The sequence below is a fragment of the Pseudomonas sp. P5_109 genome (assembly GCF_034009455.1).
GTDB lineage: Bacteria > Pseudomonadota > Gammaproteobacteria > Pseudomonadales > Pseudomonadaceae > Aquipseudomonas.
Genome location: NZ_CP125380.1, coordinates 542,433 through 561,809 on the forward strand (window position 1 = coordinate 542,433; position 19,377 = coordinate 561,809).

The 19,377-nt window shown below is 61.4% G+C and carries 16 protein-coding genes; 11 read left to right on the top strand and 5 right to left on the bottom strand.

The genetic code is table 11. The features are described 5' to 3' along the window. The first annotated feature begins 152 nt into the window (after window positions 1–152). From QMK54_RS02325 to QMK54_RS02355, 7 genes are all read left to right on the top strand, one after another. On the top strand, window positions 153–488 hold the full coding sequence (locus tag QMK54_RS02325; protein ID WP_110662319.1) for a YceK/YidQ family lipoprotein: 336 nt from the start codon (window positions 153–155) through the stop codon (window positions 486–488). A 166-nt stretch (window positions 489–654) separates the two neighbouring features. Beyond that, window positions 655–2,412, top strand: coding sequence for a carbamoyltransferase (locus QMK54_RS02330; RefSeq protein ID WP_320401985.1), 1,758 nt, complete (start codon window positions 655–657; stop codon window positions 2,410–2,412). Continuing rightward, entirely contained in the window at window positions 2,396–3,526 is a 1,131-nt protein-coding gene (locus QMK54_RS02335; protein ID WP_320401986.1) for a glycosyltransferase, read from the top strand. Before QMK54_RS02330 ends, QMK54_RS02335 begins: the two co-directional genes overlap by 17 nt. Further along, window positions 3,526–4,422: an antimicrobial resistance protein Mig-14 gene (locus QMK54_RS02340; protein ID WP_320401987.1), complete on the top strand. Its 897-nt coding sequence runs from the start codon at window positions 3,526–3,528 to the stop codon at window positions 4,420–4,422. Before QMK54_RS02335 ends, QMK54_RS02340 begins: the two co-directional genes overlap by 1 nt. An 8-nt stretch (window positions 4,423–4,430) precedes the next feature. Then, window positions 4,431–5,873: a PIG-L family deacetylase gene (locus QMK54_RS02345; RefSeq protein WP_320401988.1), complete on the top strand. Its 1,443-nt coding sequence runs from the start codon at window positions 4,431–4,433 to the stop codon at window positions 5,871–5,873. Beyond that, the gene (locus QMK54_RS02350) at window positions 5,870–7,024 is read left to right on the top strand and encodes a glycosyltransferase family 4 protein (RefSeq protein ID WP_110660438.1); all 1,155 of its coding nucleotides are present in this window, start codon (window positions 5,870–5,872) and stop codon (window positions 7,022–7,024) included. The genes QMK54_RS02345 and QMK54_RS02350 overlap by 4 nt, the downstream gene beginning before the upstream one ends. Further along, window positions 7,021–7,905 carry a glycosyltransferase gene (locus QMK54_RS02355; protein WP_110660437.1) on the top strand — a complete coding sequence of 295 codons (885 nt, stop codon included), beginning with the start codon at window positions 7,021–7,023 and terminating at the stop codon, window positions 7,903–7,905. The genes QMK54_RS02350 and QMK54_RS02355 overlap by 4 nt, the downstream gene beginning before the upstream one ends. 40 nt (window positions 7,906–7,945) lie before the next feature. Here QMK54_RS02355 and QMK54_RS02360 read toward each other — a convergent pair whose 3' ends face one another. Then, on the bottom strand, window positions 7,946–9,808 hold the full coding sequence (locus tag QMK54_RS02360) for an O-antigen ligase family protein (RefSeq protein ID WP_320401989.1): 1,863 nt from the start codon (window positions 9,806–9,808) through the stop codon (window positions 7,946–7,948). Window positions 9,809–9,962: 154 nt separating this feature from the next. On the opposite strand from QMK54_RS02360, the gene msbA reads away from it, so the two are divergent. Together msbA and hldE are read left to right on the top strand one after the other, a co-directional pair. Next, on the top strand, window positions 9,963–11,765 hold the full coding sequence (gene msbA, locus QMK54_RS02365) for a lipid A export permease/ATP-binding protein MsbA (protein WP_110660435.1): 1,803 nt from the start codon (window positions 9,963–9,965) through the stop codon (window positions 11,763–11,765). Between the two features lie 247 nt (window positions 11,766–12,012). Next, complete coding sequence (gene hldE / locus QMK54_RS02370; RefSeq protein WP_110660434.1) at window positions 12,013–13,434, top strand: bifunctional D-glycero-beta-D-manno-heptose-7-phosphate kinase/D-glycero-beta-D-manno-heptose 1-phosphate adenylyltransferase HldE; 1,422 nt, start codon at window positions 12,013–12,015, stop codon at window positions 13,432–13,434. 166 nt (window positions 13,435–13,600) lie between these two features. On the opposite strand, the gene QMK54_RS02375 is transcribed toward hldE, so the two are convergent. The 4 genes from QMK54_RS02375 to QMK54_RS02390 form a co-directional block, all read right to left on the bottom strand. Then, on the bottom strand, window positions 13,601–14,566 hold the full coding sequence (locus QMK54_RS02375) for a hypothetical protein (protein WP_046039764.1): 966 nt from the start codon (window positions 14,564–14,566) through the stop codon (window positions 13,601–13,603). A 32-nt stretch (window positions 14,567–14,598) separates the two neighbouring features. Continuing rightward, the gene (locus QMK54_RS02380) at window positions 14,599–15,411 is read right to left on the bottom strand and encodes an aldo/keto reductase (RefSeq protein WP_320401990.1); all 813 of its coding nucleotides are present in this window, start codon (window positions 15,409–15,411) and stop codon (window positions 14,599–14,601) included. Then, the gene (locus QMK54_RS02385; RefSeq protein ID WP_320401991.1) at window positions 15,408–16,583 is read right to left on the bottom strand and encodes an FAD-dependent oxidoreductase; all 1,176 of its coding nucleotides are present in this window, start codon (window positions 16,581–16,583) and stop codon (window positions 15,408–15,410) included. Before QMK54_RS02385 ends, QMK54_RS02380 begins: the two co-directional genes overlap by 4 nt. Window positions 16,584–16,726: 143 nt before the next feature. Beyond that, window positions 16,727–17,059, bottom strand: a complete 333-nt coding sequence (locus QMK54_RS02390) for a DMT family transporter (protein WP_015093202.1) — start codon at window positions 17,057–17,059, stop codon at window positions 16,727–16,729. A gap of 103 nt (window positions 17,060–17,162) precedes the next feature. Between QMK54_RS02390 and QMK54_RS02395 the strand changes: the two genes are divergently transcribed. Continuing rightward, on the top strand, window positions 17,163–18,065 hold the full coding sequence (locus tag QMK54_RS02395) for a LysR family transcriptional regulator (protein WP_181432064.1): 903 nt from the start codon (window positions 17,163–17,165) through the stop codon (window positions 18,063–18,065). Between the two features lie 11 nt (window positions 18,066–18,076). After that, the gene (gene waaA / locus QMK54_RS02400; RefSeq protein WP_110660373.1) at window positions 18,077–19,354 is read left to right on the top strand and encodes a lipid IV(A) 3-deoxy-D-manno-octulosonic acid transferase; all 1,278 of its coding nucleotides are present in this window, start codon (window positions 18,077–18,079) and stop codon (window positions 19,352–19,354) included. Window positions 19,355–19,377: the final 23 nt, after the last annotated feature.

Here is a 19,377-nt window from a genome sequence, read left to right on the forward strand (position 1 = left end):
GTGGGAGCGGGCTTGCTCGCGAAGAGGCCCGAACAGCTAGCGAAATTTAGGGACAAATTCTTGTGATCCGTCCTACGCGATCTTGGGAAGCCATGAACTGTGGCCGAAATCACCACGATGCTAGCTTGCCTGACGTTTTCGGAGGGCAGGCTGTGACGATCAAAATGGCAGTTTCATCGGGTGTTTTATGTGTATCTCTAATGGGCTGCGGGACCGCCGCCACGGTGCTGCAGGATGAAGCCGAAGCTGCTCAAGGGTTGCGCAGGCAAAAGACCTACTGCCAGTCCATTCCCCGGGTCTACAGCGGCCTCGCTTATGACTTTTGCGTATTGAACGCACCGCCCGATCCCACGGGTGTCCTCGTACCGCTCATTCTGCTCGACCTGGCCCTGTCCGGCGCACTGGACACCGCCGTCTTGCCCTATACGATTTACCGGCAAAGCGTGGACGGCAATATCCTTGTCTACTGGCGGCCTTCGCGTGGTTAAAAGCAATCGCAAGGTCACCACCGTGGTTGCTTGCCGCTTGTAGCTAGAGGCTAGCCGCTGCTTTTACGCTATAATCCCGCCCTTTAGCTGTCTCTCGCCCATTGCGAGGGCACATTAATTTTTGAGGCGCTTGCGCCTGCACGCAGACTAAAGAGGCTAGACCCCTGTGGCATTGACGATTCTTGGCCTGTCCGGCGCCCTTAGCCATGATCCTTCCGCAGCCCTGTATATCGACGGCAAGCTGGTCGCTGCGGCTGAAGAAGAGCGCTTCGTACGCGATAAACATGCAAAGAACCGCATGCCCTACGAATCGGCGAAGTTCTGCCTGGAACAGGCCGGTATCAAACCGTCCGACGTTGACGTGGTAGCGATCCCGTTCGCCCCGATCAGCCTGTTCGGCAAGGCTCGCTGGCAGTACGCCAAGCGTTACTGGTACGCCCCGGACCGCGCCCTCGACGCGATCCTGATGGGCAACCGTCGCTACAAGCGCTATCGCAACAAGATCGTCTGGTGCCTGGAACAATTGGGTTTTGATCCGAAGAAGATCAAGATCGAGCCGGTCGAACACCACCTGGCCCACGCCTCCAGCGCTTATCACTGCTCCGGTTTCAAAGAGAAAACCGCGATCCTGGGCATCGACGGCAAGGGCGAGTACGCCACGACCTTCTTCGGTTATGGCGAAAACGGCAAGATCCACAAGATCAAGGAATTCTTCGATCCGGACTCCCTCGGCGGCCTGTACGGCGCGATCACCGAGTTCCTCGGTTTCGACATGCTCGACGGTGAGTTCAAGGTCATGGGCATGGCGCCGTACGGCGACGCCAGCAAATACGATTTCTCGCGCCTGGCTTCGTTCGAAAACGGCGAATTGGTGATCAACACCGACTACGCCAACGTCATCGGCCTGCGTCGTTATAAAGAGAAGGGCAAGGGTTACTACTTTTCGCCGAAGCTGATCGAGTGGCTGGGTCCAAAGCGCGAAGGCGACATCGCCGACGAGCCTTACATCCACTACGCCGCGAGCATTCAAGCGCTGTTCGAAAAAATTTCGCTGCAGATGATCGACTACTACCTGGGCGACGTGCTCAAGCAAACCGGCAAGCTGGCCTACGCCGGTGGCTGTGCGTTGAACGTCAAGCTCAACCAGAAAATCATCGCCCGCGACGACGTCAAGGAGCTGTTCGTACAGCCGGCGTCCGGTGATGCCGGCACTGCGGTCGGCGCTGCCGCCTATGTGTCCCACGCCCGTGGCGTACCGGTCGAGAAGATGGAACACGTCTACCTCGGCCCGTCGTACAGCAACGAAGACGTGATCGCGGCCTGCGCCCGTCACGAGAACAAGCCAACCTGGCGCAAGCTCGACAACATGCCGGAGCAGATCGCCAGGATCATGGTCGATGGCAACCCGGTGGCCTGGTTCCAGGGCCGCATGGAGTTCGGTCCGCGTGCACTGGGCGGTCGTTCGATCATCGGTTGCCCGAGCATTCCCGGCGTGGCTGATCGCATCAACCACCAGATCAAGTTCCGCGAGCGCTGGAGGCCTTTCTGCCCGTCGATGCTCGACACCGTCGCTCCACAGATGATCAAGATCGATCACCCGGCGCCGTTCATGACCTTCACCTTCGAAGTGTCGGAAGAATGGAAAACCCGCGTGCCGGAAGTCGTCCACGAAGACGGCACTTCCCGCGCCCAGGTGCTCAAGCGCGAATACAACCCGCGCTACTACGACATGATGAAGGCGCTGGAAGTGCTCACCGGTAACGGCGTGTCGCTCAACACCTCGCTCAACCGTCGCGGCGAGCCGATGATCTGCTCGCCGACCGACGCCCTGAACATGTTCTTCGGTTCGGATCTACAGTATCTGATCATGGAAGACATCCTGGTGGTCAAAGAGGGCGCGAACGCCTATGACACGTTCGGCTGAACGCCATGTGCTGCAGTTCTGCCACGGCTATGACGGGCCGTTCCTGGACTGCGCACGGCAGTACGCCAGCCTGTTCGCGGGGACCGGTTATCGCGTGACCACGGTGTTTCTCACCGGGGTTGCCGATGCCGAGGTCGCCGCGGGCTGCGCTTCCGACGAAGTGCTGTTCATGGAGTACAGCTCCAAGGCCATTCGTGGCCTGAAGCTGGGGGCCATCGGCGATCTGCGCAAGATCGCCGCCTCGCGCAACTTCAGTTTCTGCATCGCTCACCGCTTCAAGCCTATCTATATCGCCTTGCTCGGTACGTCGTTGCCGGTCATTGGCGTGCACCACGGGTTTGAAGACTACAAGCGCGGCAGCCGCAAACTGTTCGCGCATATTTTCCGCAAGCGCTTGAGTTTGCTCGGCGTGTCCGACGCGGTGCGCGACGACATGCGCCATTGCCTGCCGAAGTGGCCGGCTTCGCGAATTCAGACCTTGTACAACCGTATCGACGTGGACGCCTTGCAAGCCACCCAGGTGTCGGCTCGCGAAGCCCGGGAAACCCTTGGGCTGGCGGCGGATGCCTGGATCGTCGGCAATGTCGGGCGGCTGCATCCAGACAAGGACCAGGCCACGCTGCTGCAGGGTTTCGCCGAGGCGTTGCCGGGGTTGCCGGCCAACAGCCAACTGGTGATTCTCGGTAAAGGTCGCCTGGAGGAAGACCTCAAGGCCCAGGCCCGGGAGCTTGGCATCGGTGACCGGGTGCTGTTCCTCGGTCAGGTGCCGGATGCGCGCAACTACTTCCGGGCCTTCGATGTGTTCGCCCTGAGTTCCGATCACGAACCGTTCGGCATGGTGCTGCTGGAGGCCATGGCCGCCGGCGTACCCTTGCTCGCCACGGCGTGCGGCGGAGCGAAGGAAGTGGTCGAAGGCGTGGGCATCCTGTTCCCGTTGGGTGATGCCGGGCATCTGGCCCAGGGGCTGCAACACCTGGCCGGCATGGATGATCAGCAACGCCGCCAGTGTGCCGAGTTGATGCTCGAGCGCTTGCGCGAACGCTTCTCCGATCGCTCGGTGCGCGATGCTTTCTGGCACTTGCCACACGTTACCGAACTGGCACAGAGGGGCTGATGCTCAACCGATTTCAAGGCTGGCGCGAGCGTGGCTGGGCGGTAGTCGACGCCTCGACTTACGCCGAAACCTGGCAGCGATATGGCGGCAGCGTCGCGACTCATCCGACGGTGGTCGAACGGCTGGCACAACTGGCCGACATTCCCGTGCGTTACCTGGCCTGGGTGCAGGGTGACGAGGTCAAGGCGGCAATCCCGACATGGGGGCGCGACCTGGCCTTGTCCAAGGACGTGCTCAAGCGCCGCGGCAAGAAAGGGCTGTTCGACCTGGGCAACGCCGAGATCATCCTGCCCGCCGCTGCCGATGCCCAGGTACCTTTGCGCCATCGCGCGCGGTATCTGTCGGCGCTCAACGAAGGTCGTTTCACTGGCATCAGGTTGCAAACCGAACAACTGGCCATGGCCCGCACACCCGAAGAGCTGTCGAAAAAGTTTCGCTATAACCAGCGCCGCGAATTGCGCTTGCTCGAAGAGGCCGGTGGCGTGGTGCGACCGGTGTCCGAGTTTTCCAGCACGGAGCTGGCGGCGATTTACTGCGACCTGTTCCAGCGCCGCTGGGGTTTCCCGGCGACCGGTGCCGAACGCATGGCCGACGTCATCGAGTTGCTGCGCGAGTTGCTGATCGGTTCGGTGATTTTCCTCAACGATGCGCCGATTGCGATTCAACTGGTGTACCGCGTCGAAACCCCGCAGTGGATCAGCGTCGAGTACATCAACGGCGGGGTCGATCCCGAGACTCGCGAGTTCAGCCCTGGCAGTGTGTTGAGTTTCCTCAATACGCAAAGCGCCTGGGAACACGCGCGCGCGCAGGACAAGCCGCTACGCTTTTCCTTCGGTCGCGCCGACCGTGAATACAAGGATCGCTGGTGCAACCCCGTACCGGTCTTCACCGTATGAGCCAAGCCATGAGCCGCAAACAGCAACTGCTCAAGCGCCACCGGCGCAACAAACGCATCGGCCTGTTGATTGCGCTGGTGCTGTTGATCGTCTTGGGTGTGTTGGTGGCCTGGTGGTTACCGCTGGTGCTCGCGGTCCTCGGCTGGATTGCCCACGAGGCCTGGTTTGCCGACCATCTGTTCTACTCGCCGAAAGACGATTACCAGTACAGCTTTCCCCCGTATACGCCACAGCCCAAGGTGCACCTTAGCGGTGAGCACTTGCGCCTGGACGAAGGCGTGATGCTGGTCGACGACGCGACGTTGGTGTTGGCCCTGCGGGTAAAAAGTACCTGGCTGGGACGATTCCTCGATCCGGTGGTCGAGTTGCTGGGTGGCGAAAACCCTGACCGGCAAACGTTCGAGCGGGGCGTAAACGGCCTGCGTTACCTCAATCTCAGCGGTCAGGCTCAGGCGCTGTCCCGCGGTGACCTGCGCTTGCGCGGGCGTTTCTGCCGCGTACTCGGCGAGCCGGTGCTTTGGGCGCTCGAGCATCCAGATTACCGGCGCCAGCGGGTGATGGTCATCGCGCCCCATGCCGACGACGCCGAACTGGCGGCCTACGGTTTGTACAGCCAGGCCAACGAAACCTGGATCGTTACGCTGACCGCCGGTGAAATCGAAGCCGAACACTACCGGCAGATGGGCCTGAACAAGGCCGACGCGGCCCGCTTGAAAGGCCGCCTGCGCACCTGGGACAGTATTGCCGTGCCGCGTTGGGCCGGCGTGCCCGAGGCCCATTGCGTGCAACTGGGTTATTTCTGCCTGCAACTGGCGAGCATGCAGGCTGCGCCTGCGGTGGCGGCGGGATCGCGGGAAGCGGATATGAGCGATACCCGTCTGTTCCGCCAGTTGAATCCTTTCGCGCTGCCCGGCGATGCCGATGGCGCGCCGACCTGGAACAATCTGCTGGCGGATCTGCGTGAGCTGTTGTTGCGGGCCCGGCCCGAAGTCATCGTCCTGCCGCATCCGACCCTGGATCCGCATCCCGATCATATCTGTGCCCAGGCGGCAGTCCTCGAAGCCTTGCAAGGCCTGGACTGGCAGCCGACTACGCTATTGGGCTATGCCAACCACCTGCATGACAACGACCGCTGGCCGATGGGCGATTCCGGTGATGGCATCGCCTTGCCGCCGGCCTTCGATTCGGCCCAGCCGATGCAGCCTTACTGCCTGCCGATGCCGCTGGAGCAACAGCGCGACAAGGCCATGGCGTTGGGGATGATGCACGACCTGCAACCGGCGATGCCGTTCAAGCGTCGCTTGCGTCGGCTGATTCAGCGGGTGTTGGCTGGTCGGTTGCCGCCAACCTATGGCGAGAACGAATTCTTTCGCAAGGCAGTCCGGCGCCACGAGCTTTTGTGGTCCATCAAGCACACACCAGGCAATGTTTCTCAGCGGGGAGAGTTATGAGTCAGCGGTCAAAGGTCCTGCAACTGCAGCCTGACTACAACGTCAAAGCCCATGATTTCGCCGACCTCGCGGAGCAGATCGTCAAGGCCCTGCCCAGTGATCGCTATGAAGTGACCGCTGCGTTTTTGCGCGGTAAACCCGGGCCGGGCGAAGCGGTGAGCCGGGCCGACCGTTCGGTGTACTTCGAATTTTCCGACAAGTCCCTCAAGGGCATGCGCCTGCGGGCGATGTGGCAGCTGTACAAGTTCTGCCGTCGGGAAAAGTTTGACGTGGTGATCTGCAACCGCTTCAAGCCGGTGAACATGATGCTGGCGCTCAACCGCTGGTTGAAAGTGCCGCTGTGCATCGGCATTTCCCACGGCTTTGGCGAGTACGACCGTTTTTACCGGCGCCGCCAGACCCAGCGTCTGATCGATCGTCACTGGCGTTTCGTTGGCGTGTCGCCTGCAGTGAAACAGTATCTGCTGGACTGTGACTGCGGCTTCACCGACCAGAATACCTACGCCATCACCAATGCCATCGACATCGAGCAAGCCGAAAGCCTGCAACACAGTCGTGAAAAGGCCCGTGAAATGTTGGGCATCGATCCGTCGGTGCGGCTGATCGGTGCGTTGGGGCGACTGGTCCCGGTCAAGGGTCATATCTATCTGCTGCAGGCCTTTGCCGCGCTCAAGGACAAATACCCGAACACCCAGCTGGCAATCATTGGTGCCGGTCGCGAAGAGTCGCGCCTGGCTGCGGAAATCGACCGCCTCGGCCTCAGCGGTCGCGCCCATTTGCTGGGGTTCAAGGAAATTGCCCTGCAGTACATCCGCGCTTTCGATATCTGGACCATGCCCTCCCTGGCCGAAGGCCTCGGGCTGGCGCTGCTTGAAGGCATGAGCGGGCATTTGCCGGTGATTGCCTCGAACGTGCCGGCCATGTTGCCGCTCATCGAGGGCGCCGGTGGCCTGGCGATTACACCGAAGGATGTACCGACGCTGCAGGCTGCGCTGGACACTTACCTGGGGCTGTCGGATGACGAGCTCAAGGCCAAGGGCGAGCAGGCTTTCCGTTATTTGCAACAACACCATGACATCGAGGAATTCCGTCGCGAATACCTCAATCTGATCGACTCCGGCCTGGAACAGGCCCGCAAGGAACAACCATGAACGACGCGCAACCCATCGTCACGGTCATTATCGCGTCGTACAACCACGCCCCTTACATCGAGGAAAGCATTCTCAGCGTCCTCAACCAGACCTATCAGAATATTGAGTTGCTGGTGATCGACGATGGCTCGAAGGATGACAGCGTCGAGCGGATCAAGGCGTTGCAGGCCATCCATGGTTTCGACTTCCGGGTTCAGGAAAACCAGGGGCTGACCAATACCCTCAACGGTGCGATTGCCCGGGCAAAGGGCAGCCTGATCGTGCCGTTCGGTTCGGATGACATCATGTTGCCCGAGCGAATTGCCACCCAGGTCGCGCATATGGACGGCAAGCCCGAGGTCGGAATCTGCGCCGGCAACATCGAGCTGATCGATGCCGACGGCAATCTCTATCCGGAGAAGCGCCAGCGCCGGGATGTGCCGTTCCGTCGCCTGGACTTCGATGACATGTTCCTCGAGCGCAAGCCCTATCCTCCGGCTCCGACCCTGATGATCCGTCGCGAAGCGCTGGAGAAGGTGGGCGGTTTCGATCCGACCATTCGCCTGGAAGACTTGCTGATCGAGTTGAAGGTGACCCATGCCGGTTATTTCATCGATGGTCTGAATGTGTTGATGGCGCGCTATCGCAAGCACGCCACCAACTCCTACAAGAACCACCGTTTCATGATCGACAGCATCCTGCGTACCTACGCGCTCTTCAGCGATCACCCGCTGTATGACGAGGTGCGCTACAAGTTTCTCAATTCCATGTTCCTCAAGACCGCCAACCGTGATCGCAAGCTGGCGCGTGAGTTGCTGGCGCAGATTCCGTTCAAGGCCTGGAACAAAAAAACCTGGCGTGGGCTGGGCCGGATGTATTTCTCACGGCTGGAGAAAGACTGAGCCAACGCGCTGATCGCGATCAGCGCATTGGTTTCTGTCATCAACGAGTCTGGGTCGGAGAGCTTGCGGCCAGCACTTGCCTGCGCAAATTATCCACGTCGGTTTGCGAAGCTACAGCGGCGTAGCCCAGCAACAGCGCTTCGAAGTGATCCTCGAACAACCAATGGCGATCTTCTGCGTAGCGCTGCATATGGCGCAGATTGCGCCGACGCAGGGAAGGGCTCAGAGAAGACGGGTAAATTCGCAGGTCGGCGAGGTCGATCAGGCCGAACTCGCCGTCTTCCAGCACCAGCACATTGCCCAGGTGCAGGGAGCGGAAATAGACCCCTTGCTGATGCAGTTGAGCCATGAACTTGCCGAAACGCTCCACCAGTGCCTGGCGTACCGCCGGGGCGGTGATGCCTTGCAGGATCTGGCGCAGGGTGTTGCCCGGCAACGGAGAGTAGTGCACAGCGGTGCTGCCGTCTTCGAATCGGTAAAGGTCGAGGATCTGCGGTGTCGGGATGCCCATGCTGCGCAGTTGCACGCTGTTGACGGCAAAACGATCGGAGTAGGGCGTGAAGCTGCCCGAGGTATACCAGCGGCGGCGGCGGAACAGCTTGAGAAAGCTGCCGTCGGTCAGGCGCAGGACTTTGGGCCCCAAACCGTCTTCCTCGATGATCCGGGCATCGGCCGTCAGTTGTTGCAGGGCGCTTGGCGACGCGGTCTTGATCGGCTTGTCCAGCAGGCGCCTGGCCCGTTGATTGATGCTCAATGCGGCAATCAGCGCCAAGGGGATCCACAGCAGGAACCAGTGTTCCTTGGGACGAGAGATAATCCCGCCGCCTTCGGTCAGGCCCGCACCGATGCCGAAGGCCAGCCAGGCCGAGGCAATGATGAGCAGCGGTTGCACGCGATGGCGCAGGCTACCGATGAAGCTTCGCGCGAGGAAGAACAGCCATGGCAGAAAACCGATAATGCCGACGTAGTAGAGCACGCCAAGCGCGAAGTTATGGGGCTCAGAAAGAGGGTAGCCGACGCCTGGGTCCAGGCTCAGTTCGGCGTTGTAGCCGTGCCCGATCCATGGATGATCAGCGATCCTGCCCAGGGCCAATTGCCAGAGCTCGATACGGAAGGAGCTGCCTCTTTCGAGGATCTTGTCGGTAAATAGCGCGAAAGTCGCCGCTCCGGCGATAAACATCGAGGCAAGCAGGAGGGCCGAGCGTCGATTCCAGCAGATGACGCACAGCCAGAGCGCAGCGACCGTCAGTGCAACCAGTGGAGTCCTGGAGCCGGTGGCCAGCACCGTGGCGAACATGATCGCCATCGCCGGTAGGCTCAACCAAAGGACCTGGGGTCGTTTGCAGGTCATGCTCAGGCTCAGCCAGTAGGTACAGAAAAAGCCGAAGACGTGGGAGCTGAGCAATGGATTGTCGAACGCGCCGACACCGATCAGGCGCATTTCCGGCTCGTAGATCAGGCCGAACCTGTACAGGTTGTAGGCAGAGATGATCAACGCCACCGTCGCGGCGCAGAACAGCAGGGGTTGAATGATTTCGCTGCGATAGCGCACCAGCAGGTAGCAGCCAACGAACAGCATCAGGGTATGCAATGGCGGTTTGAACTGACCAAAGTCGATGTCGTCGCCTGGCCCCCAGTTCAGGCTGAGCATCGCCCACGCCAAAAACAGCAGGACTGCAACGACGATCGGTTCGTGCAGCAGTTCCTTGGCGAGCCGCGGACGCAAGCACAGTGCAATCAGTGCCGGAATGCTGAACAGGCCATAGTAAAGCTTGTGATGCACGCTGCGCCCCGGCAGGAAAAACAGTGCACAAAGCAACAATAAGTAACCGAGCGGAAGGATCCACAAGCAAATGAAATCGAAGATTCTATTGGACGTGCTGTTCAAAGCGTTTAATTGCATGCTGAGTAACTTATTCCTGAATTAAGCGACCGTACCAAGGCAGGGACATCGGGTGGCTATTTGACGCGCCACAATACACAAGCTGTATGCGATTGCCAGAACCCTGAGGAAGCTGTGCTAAAGTCAGCGTCCTTTTCATCGACATTCGCGTGATATGACCGACTCCAGTCTCTCCGCAAGCCCATCGAGCTTGAAAATCTACTTCCGTCTGCTCGGCTATGTCCGGCCGTACATCAGCCTGTTCCTGATCAGCATCGTCGGTTTTCTGATTTTCGCTTCGACGCAGCCAATGCTGGGCTACATCCTCAAGTACTTCGTCGACGGTCTGTCCAACCCTGAAGCAGCGCTGTTTCCAACCGTGCCCTACCTGCGCGACCTGCAACTGCTGCAGGCGGTGCCGTTGTTGATCATCCTGATCGCCGCGTGGCAGGGTTTGGGGTCGTACCTGGGCAACTACTTCCTGGCCAAGGTTTCCCTGGGCCTGGTCCATGACTTGCGGGTCCAGTTGTTCAACAACCTGCTGGTGTTGCCGAACCGGTATTTCGACAAGCATAACTCGGGGCACCTGATTTCTCGTATCACCTTCAACGTGACCATGGTCACGGGGGCGGCAACGGATGCGATCAAGGTCGTAATTCGTGAAGGCATGACGGTGATCTTCCTGTTTGCCTCGCTGCTGTTCATGAACTGGCGCCTGACGCTGGTCATGGTCGCCATCCTGCCGCTGATTGCCATCATGGTGCGCACGGCCAGCAAGAAATTCCGCAAGCAGAGCAAGAAAATCCAGCTGGCCATGGGGGACGTGACGCATGTGGCGTCCGAAACCATCCAGGGCTATCGCGTGGTGCGCAGCTTCGGCGGTGAAAAATACGAAGAGAAACGCTTCTTCGACGCCAGCCAGAGCAACACCGACAAGCAATTGCGCATGACCCGCACCGGCGCCATCTACACGCCGATGCTGCAATTGGTGATCTACACCGCCATGGCCGTGCTGATGTTCCTCGTGCTGTTCCTGCGGGGCGATGCATCCGCCGGCGACATGGTGGCCTACATCACCCTGGCTGGCCTGTTGCCCAAGCCGATTCGCCAGCTGTCGGAAGTCAGCTCGACCATCCAGAAGGGTGTGGCCGGTGCCGAAAGCATCTTCGAGCAACTGGATGTCGCGCCCGAAGTCGATACCGGCACTGTCGAGCGTGACGTTGTCAGCGGTCGCCTGGACGTACGCAACCTCAGCTTCACCTACCCTGACACCGAGCGTCAGGTACTCAATGACATCAGTTTCTCCGTTGAACCCGGGCAAATGGTGGCGCTGGTGGGGCGCTCCGGCAGCGGCAAGTCGACCCTGGCCAACCTGATCCCACGCTTCTATCACCACGACAAGGGCGAAATCCTCATCGATGGCGTCGAAGTGGAACAGTACAAACTGTTGAACCTGCGCAAGCACATCGCCCAGGTGACTCAGCACGTGACCCTGTTCAGCGACACTGTGGCCAACAACATCGCCTACGGCGACCTGGCCGGCGCGCCGCGTGAAGACATTGAAAAAGCGGCCAAGGACGCCTACGCAATGGACTTCATTGCTCAATTGCCTCAAGGCCTGGACACCCAGGTCGGGGAAAACGGCGTGCTGCTGTCCGGTGGCCAGCGTCAGCGCCTGGCGATTGCCCGGGCGCTGTTGAAGAATGCTCCTTTGCTGATTCTCGATGAGGCGACTTCGGCACTCGATACCGAGTCCGAGCGGCATATTCAGGCAGCCCTGGATCAGGTCATGAAAGGTCGCACCACGCTGGTGATCGCTCACCGCCTGTCGACCATCGAGAAGGCCGACCTGATCCTGGTCATGGATCAGGGGAAAATCGTCGAGCGCGGTACCCACGATCAACTGCTGGCGCAAAAGGGCTACTACTCGCGCCTCAATGCGATGGGCCTCGACGCCCCGGCCGAAGACATCGCCTGACCCGCAAAGGGCGAGCCTGGCTCGCCCTTTCGCACACCCGGCGTGCAATGCGCCCGGTGCTTTGTATCCAGTCCTATACGATACACATGCCCTGAAAACGGGCGATGCGTGCCGTCGCCTGGCGGGGTTTTTGCTCAAAAAATGAGCAATAAAGCCCGGCGAATCATCCGGTTGCAGCCACCGCACAAGCCGACACCAACCCTGTGTTAATATCGCGCCCCTGTTCATTCTGTATGTGGGTTGCACCATGAAGTTGTCCATGCCGCGATTCGATCAAGCCCCTGTCTTGGTGGTCGGCGATGTCATGCTCGACCGTTACTGGCATGGTGGTACCTCACGGATTTCTCCTGAGGCGCCGGTGCCGGTGGTCAAGGTCGATCACATCGAGGACCGTCCGGGCGGCGCAGCCAACGTTGCCTTGAACATTGCCGCCCTGGGGGCCCCGGCCTCGCTGGTCGGTGTAACCGGTGACGATGAAGCCGCCAACAGCCTGGTCAACAGCCTCAAGGGCGCCGGCGTGCGGGCCATCTTCCAGCGCATTGCGCACCAGCCGACCATCGTCAAGCTGCGGGTCATGAGCCGTCACCAGCAATTGCTGCGTATCGACTTCGAAGAACCCTTCGCCACTGACGCGCTGGCGCTGGCCGCGCAGGTCGACGAGTTGCTCGAAGGCATCAAGGTGCTGGTGCTGTCCGACTACGGCAAAGGCGCGCTGAAAAACCATCAGGCGCTGATCCAGGCCGCCCGTGCCCGTGGCATTCCGGTGCTGGCCGATCCCAAGGGCAAGGATTTCTCGATCTACCGCGGTGCGAGCCTGATCACGCCGAACCTCAACGAATTCGAAACCATCGTCGGTGGTTGCGCCGATGAGCACGAACTGGTCAACAAGGGCGCGCAACTGATGCACGACCTGGACCTCGGTGCCTTGCTGGTGACCCGTGGCGAGCACGGCATGACCTTGCTGCGTCCGGATCATCCGGCGCTGCACTTGCCAGCCCGTGCCCGTGAAGTGTTCGACGTGACCGGTGCCGGCGATACGGTGATTTCCACCCTGGCGGCCGCGATTGCTGCGGGTGAAGAGCTGCCTCACGCGGTGGCCCTGGCGAACCTGGCGGCCGGTATCGTGGTCGGCAAGCTCGGTACGGCGGCCATCAGTGCGCCGGAACTGCGTCGCGCGATCCAGCGCGAGGAAGGTTCCGAGCGCGGTGTGCTGGGTCTTGAGCAGTTGTTGCTGGCGGTCGATGATGCCCGCGCGCACAACGAACGGATCGTGTTCACCAACGGTTGCTTCGACATCCTGCACGCCGGTCACGTGACCTATCTGGAACAGGCGCGGGCCCAGGGCGATCGCCTGATAGTGGCGATCAACGACGATGCATCGGTCAGCCGCCTGAAAGGGCCGGGCCGTCCGATCAATAGTGTCGACCGACGTATGGCGGTACTGGCCGGCCTGGGGGCGGTGGATTGGGTGATCAGCTTCCCTGAAGGCACACCGGAAAACCTGCTGAGCGCGGTCAAGCCGGACGTGCTGGTCAAGGGTGGCGACTACGGGATCGACCAGGTGGTCGGCGCGGACATCGTGACGGCCTACGGCGGTACCGTGAAAGTGCTGGGGCTGGTGGAAAACAGCTCGACCACGGCGATTGTCGAGAAGATTCGCAAGTCCTGATTTGTGGCGAGGGGGCTTGCCCCCGTTGGGCTGCGAAGCGGCCCTGAAATTTGCCACCGCGATATGCCAGGCACTCCGCGTGCGATGATTTACGACTGCTTCGCAGCCGAACGGGGGCAAGCCCCCTCGCCACAAAAGCCCTGCCACAGAAGCGCGCTAGTCGCCCCTATCGTGCCGCCTTGCGCGGCACGATTTTCTTCAGCAACAACTTGGCCTTGCCACGCAACCGCGCCAAACCCGAATCCTTCCCCGGCGGGGTCAAGCCCTGCTGTCTCACCCAGTCCTTCCAGCGAATCCGCTCATCGCGCACCAGCCAGCCTTCCTGTCGGGCAAAACTCTCGGCCAGGTATAGGCCGCGCGTGCTGGCCGGGTACAACTGATCCTTCTTCAAGGTGTAGAGCTCAGCCATCGGGTGGCCGTCCTGCAAGGGCATCAAGTACAGGTCGGGGCGTTTGCGGTCGAGGCGGGCGACGAGTTGATCGCCTTCCAGTCTTTCATCGACATGGAACAGGCTCAGGGATTTGGCTTCCTTGGGAACGTCAAGGCGCAAGTCGTAAATCAGCTGCAGTGACGCCGTTGGCAAATGCACATAAGCCCGCGGACGCTCCATCAGCATCAGATTGGCGCAACGTACCGGCCGCGCCGAGCCGGACAGTGGCGACAAGCGAAACGGCAGGGCTTCACGGTAATGCAGGGCGGCCGAGTAAGGCGCCGGCAGCCAGGTGTCATTGAAGCGCCCACCGAGCCAGCCTTCGGGAGTTTCCAGCAGGCATTCTTCGGCTATCTCCTGGATCGCCGTGTGCAAGGGCAGGTTCAGTTCATGGGCCGGCACGTAGCCGGAAATCAGCTTGAGCACCACATCGCCACGGTCCTGCCGGCGTTGGCGCACCAGCACCCAATAGTCGCGATTCTGCCAATGCAGGGTCAGGCGTACCGAAACCCCGAGATTGGCCAGTTCGAGTGCAAACCGTTCACTGTCGCCGACCGTCACCGGGCGCCGACGTTGCAGGGTCTGGGAAAAATTCAGCGGCCTGCCGACGCTCTGATAAGCCAGGCCTTCGGGGGTCGCTTCGACGAATAACGGCAGGGTCTTGAAGTTGCTCGGGTTCTTTCTGATGAGCGTACGCGACATGTCGGCTCCTGCTTAAGGCCGCGTGGGCGGCGTCAGTGGCTACGTAGGACCTGGGCAACGGTCGCGACATTGTGGGCGAGGTGCAGCGGATTGATGGTCCCGACAATAGCACTGGCAACACCCGGATGTTCAAACAACAACTCGAAACTGGCACGCACCGGATCCACGCCCGGACTCAGGCAGACATGGCCACTGGCGAGGGCTTTCTTGATCAGAATGGCTTTGCCGTGTGCAGCAGCATAGTCAATGACGGCCTTCTCGTTTTGTTCGTTCAGATTGTAGGTGACCATCGCGCAGTCGCCTTGCTCCAGTGCCTTCAGGCCGCCGTCGACGGTTTTGCCGGAAAGCCCGAAACCGCGAATCTTGCCTTCGGCCTTGAGCGCGGCGAGGGTGTCGTAGACTTCGCAGTCATTGAGGATCGCCAGGTCGTTGCCGTCGGAGTGCACAAGCACCAGGTCGATGAAGTCCGTTTCCAGGCGTTGCAGGCTGCGTTCCACTGACATTCGCGTGTGTGCGGCGCTGAAGTCGTGACGAGACTGGCCGTCGGCAAACTCTTCACCGACCTTGCTGACAATCACCCAATCCTGACGCTGGCCGCGCAGCAACGGACCGAGGCGCTCTTCGCTGCGACCATAGGCCGGGGCCGTGTCGATCAGGTTGATGCCCAGGTCGCGGGCGAGCTTGAGCAGCATGCGCGCTTCATCGTCATCGGGAATCCGGAAGCCGTTGGGGTACTTCACCCCTTGGTCGCGGCCCAGTTTCACCGTGCCCAGGCCCAGGGGTGAAACCAGCAGGCCGGTGCTGCCCAGTGGGCGATGCAGGTCGTGCAGGGTCGGTTGGCTCATGGCAGCAGTTGCTCCCAGGCCGGTACGCCCATCGGCGGCTTCGGCAGTTCAGGCAGCGCTGCCGGGTGGCTTGGCTGGATACCGTCGCGGGTCAGGCTGGCGATCACGCGGTCGGCGAAGTCCGGCGCCAGGGCGAGCTTGGTCGGCCAACCCACCAGCAGTCGGCCTTCCTCGGCCACAAAGGCGTTGTCGGGACGGGTCAAGCCGGATTGCAGCGGTTCGGCGCGATCCACGCGCAAGGTCGCCCATTGCACGGTGCTCAGGTCGATCCATGGCAGTAATTGGCTGAGTTCTTTCTGGGCGGTGGCGATCTGTTCGGCGGGCTCACGGGCCACGCCTTCAGACTCCGCGATGTCGCCGCCCAGGTACCAGACCCATTGGCCATCCGCTGCCGGATGCGTGGTCACGGTGATGCGCGGTTTGGTGCCGCCACCCAGGCAGTGGGCGTACAGCGGTTTGAGGCTTGGGCCCTTGGCGATGATCATGTGCAATGGCCGGCGCTGCATGGCAGGCTGGCTCAGGCCCAGGGTTTCAAGCAATGCCGCGGCGCCGGCGCCGGCGCTCAGGACGATGCGCTGGGCGCGGATCTCGCGCTCATCGACTTTCAAGCCGACCAGCACGCCGCCTTCCAGCAGTGGCTCGATGTTCTGCCCGGCGAGCAAGCCATCCCCCGCCAGATCGGCCAGGCGCTGGATCAGACTCGGCACATCGATCACCAGTTCCGCCAGGCGATAGACCTTGCCCTTGAAGCGCTTGTCTTGCAGGGCTGGCGGCAATTGCTCGCCCTTGACCTGATCGACGCGACCGCGCACGGCCTTGCTGGCAAAGAAACTGGTGAGGTTGCCGGCGAGAGTGCCGGGGGACCAGAGGTAATGGGCTTCGGACAGCAGGCGCACGCCGGACAGGTCCAGCTCGCCGTCACCGGCCAGGGCTTCGCGCCAGCGGCGCGGCATGTCGGCGATGGCTTCCGAGGCGCCGGTCAGGGCGCCGTGCAGCGCGTATTTGGCGCCGCCGTGGATGATGCCCTGGGACTTCACGCTTTGCCCGCCACCGAGGCTGGCGCTTTCCACCAGCACGGTCGAAAAACCCTGGCGGCGCAGGCGCGCGTTCAGCCAGAGGCCGGCGACACCAGCGCCGACAATCAGAACGTCGGTGGAAATAACGGATGGCATGCAGCGACCTCAGTGTTCAAGACGAGGGCGCAGTATACAAGGGTGGCGGGTTAGATGTTTGTAGGAGCCGGCTTGCTGGCGATAGCGGTGCATCAGGCACACCGCGTTGGCCGGATCGCCAGCAAGCCGGCTCCTACAGAGTGTCAGTGGCCGGCGGTTTTGGAGAAGAGCTGGATGACCACCACGCCCAGCACAATCAGCGCCATCCCCAGCATTGCCGGTACGTCCAGCTTCTGCCCGTAGATGAACAGCGCCGCAACGCTGACCATCACGATCCCCATGCCGGCCCACACGGCGTACGCCACGCCCACCGGGACGCTGCGCACCACCAGGGTCAGCATCCAGAAGGCGATCCCGTAACCGACGATGACCAGCACCAGTGGCAGCGGGGTGCTGAAGCCCTTGACCGCTTTCATCGAAACAGTGGCAATCACTTCGGCGCAGATGGCAATGGCCAGGTAGTAGTAAGCGGTCATGGGTCAATCCTCGTGTGAAGTGTTGCTCTCTGAGGTCGGCATTCTAGAGATTCGCCAGATGCGGTAAAGTCATTACCTATCTGTTTGGAAGATGGGTTGAGCCATGAGCATGCAATGGAATCTTGAGCAGCTGCGGTTGTTTGTCAGCGTAGCCGAGCAGCGCTCGTTTTCTGCCGTGGCGCGGGATCAGCGCAAGGCGCAGTCGGCGGTCAGCAGTTCGATCGCGTTGCTGGAAGAAGACCTGGGCGTCAGCTTGTTCGACCGCAGCAGCGGCCGCCAGCCGAAACTCACCGAAGCCGGCACGGCTTTGCTGGACGAAGCGCGGGAAGTGTTGCGCCAGTGCGAACGACTCAACGGCCGGGCACTGGCAATGATGCGCGGCCAGGAGGCGCGACTGCGTGTGGCGCAGGATGAGGCGATGCCTTATCAGCCGATCATCGAAAGCTTCGAGGCCCTGGCGGAAAAATTTCCCAGCCTTGAAGTGCAACTGACCAGCGCCGCCCAGGGCGATGTCGCGCGCAAGCTGGTGGAACGGCGCGCCGATCTGGGGCTGCTGTTCTTTCACGATCAGATTCCCGAGGCACTCGAGCGGCGGGTGCTGGGCAGTGTAGAAATGGTCACGGTGTGTGGCAAGGATCATCCGTTGGCGGGCAAAGGCTCGGTGGACGGCCAGCAACTGGCGCTGCATCGGCAGTTGCTGATGTCCACGGAGTCGAGCATTTATCCCGGCAGTGACCCCGCCAGCCCGCAAGTCTGGCGCGCTGACAGTTTCTATGTGATGGCCGAATGGCTGGTGCGCGGCCTCGGCTGGGCCTGGTTGCCGCGCCATGTGGTGCAGTACCCGACGTATCAGAATCAGATGGTCGAACTGGTCAGCGAATGGACCCCGCCAGCCCTGGTGGTGGAGCTGGTATGGCGCCGGGACGAACCGCTCGGCCCGGCCGCGCGCTGGCTCGCCGAACGTTTTGCCGTGCACTTGCAGACGATTGGCGAAAAAAGCCGATAAACTCCGCCGCCATGAATAGAACTCTCTACACCGCGCTGTTTTATCTGGGGCTGCCATTGGTAGCGATTCGGCTGTGGCTGCGCGCGCGCAAGGCGCCGGCGTATGCCAGGCGCATCGGCGAGCGATTCTCCTACGGGATGCCGGCGCTGAAACCGGGCGGCATCTGGGTGCACGCCGTCTCGGTGGGCGAAAGCATTGCTGCCGCACCGATGATCCGCGCCTTGCTGGCGCGTTATCCGGATTTGCCGATCACGGTGACCTGCATGACGCCGACCGGGTCGGAACGCATCCTCGCGCTGTTCGCCAATGAGCCGCGCATCCAGCACTGTTATCTGCCGTACGACCTGCCTTGCGCTGCCCGGCGCTTCCTCGATCGGGTCCAGCCGAAACTGGCGGTGATCATGGAAACCGAACTGTGGCCCAACCATATCCATCAATGTGCCAAGCGTGGCATTCCCGTGGCGCTGGCCAATGCGCGACTGTCCGAGCGGTCGGCCAGGGGCTACGGCCGGTTCCCCAAGCTGACCCGGCCGATGCTGGCCGAGATGAGCCTGTTCGCGGTGCAGACCGAAGCCGAAGCCCAGCGTTTCCGGAATCTCGGCGCACGGGCTGAAGCCGTCGAAGTGACCGGTTCGATCAAGTTCGACCTGACCATCGACCCGCAACTGCTTGAGCGCGCCAGCCAATTGCGCGGGCAATGGCAAGCGCTGGAGCGACCGGTGTGGATCGCGGCCAGCACCCATGACGGCGAAGACGAGGTGGTGCTGGCGGCTCATCGTCAGCTGTTGGCCAGTCACCCCGATGCCTTGCTGATTCTGGTACCGCGTCATCCGGAGCGCTTCAATTCGGTGTACGGGTTGTGCCAGCAACAAGGGTTTGCCACGGTCCGCCGTTCGAGCGGTGATGCGGTCAGTGCCAATACGTCGGTGCTGCTGGGCGACACCATGGGCGAGTTGCTGTTTCTCTACGCCCTGGCGGACAGTGCCTTCGTCGGCGGCAGTCTGGTGCCCAATGGCGGGCATAACCTGCTGGAGCCGGCCGCCCTCGCTAAACCGGTGTTGAGCGGGCCGCATCTGTTCAACTTCCTCGAAATCGCCGCGCAGTTGCGCAGTGCCGGGGCGTTGCAGGAAGTAGAGGATGCCGAAGGGCTGGCGGTGGCGGTGCAGCGACTGTTCGAACTGCCCCGTGATGCGCAGCGCATGGCAGAGGCCGGGTTGAAAGTGATGCGCGCCAATCAGGGTGCATTGCAGCGCTTGCTGGATGGGTTGGGGCGGTTGATCGAGCGTTAGACCGAGTTGTATTCATTCGCGAG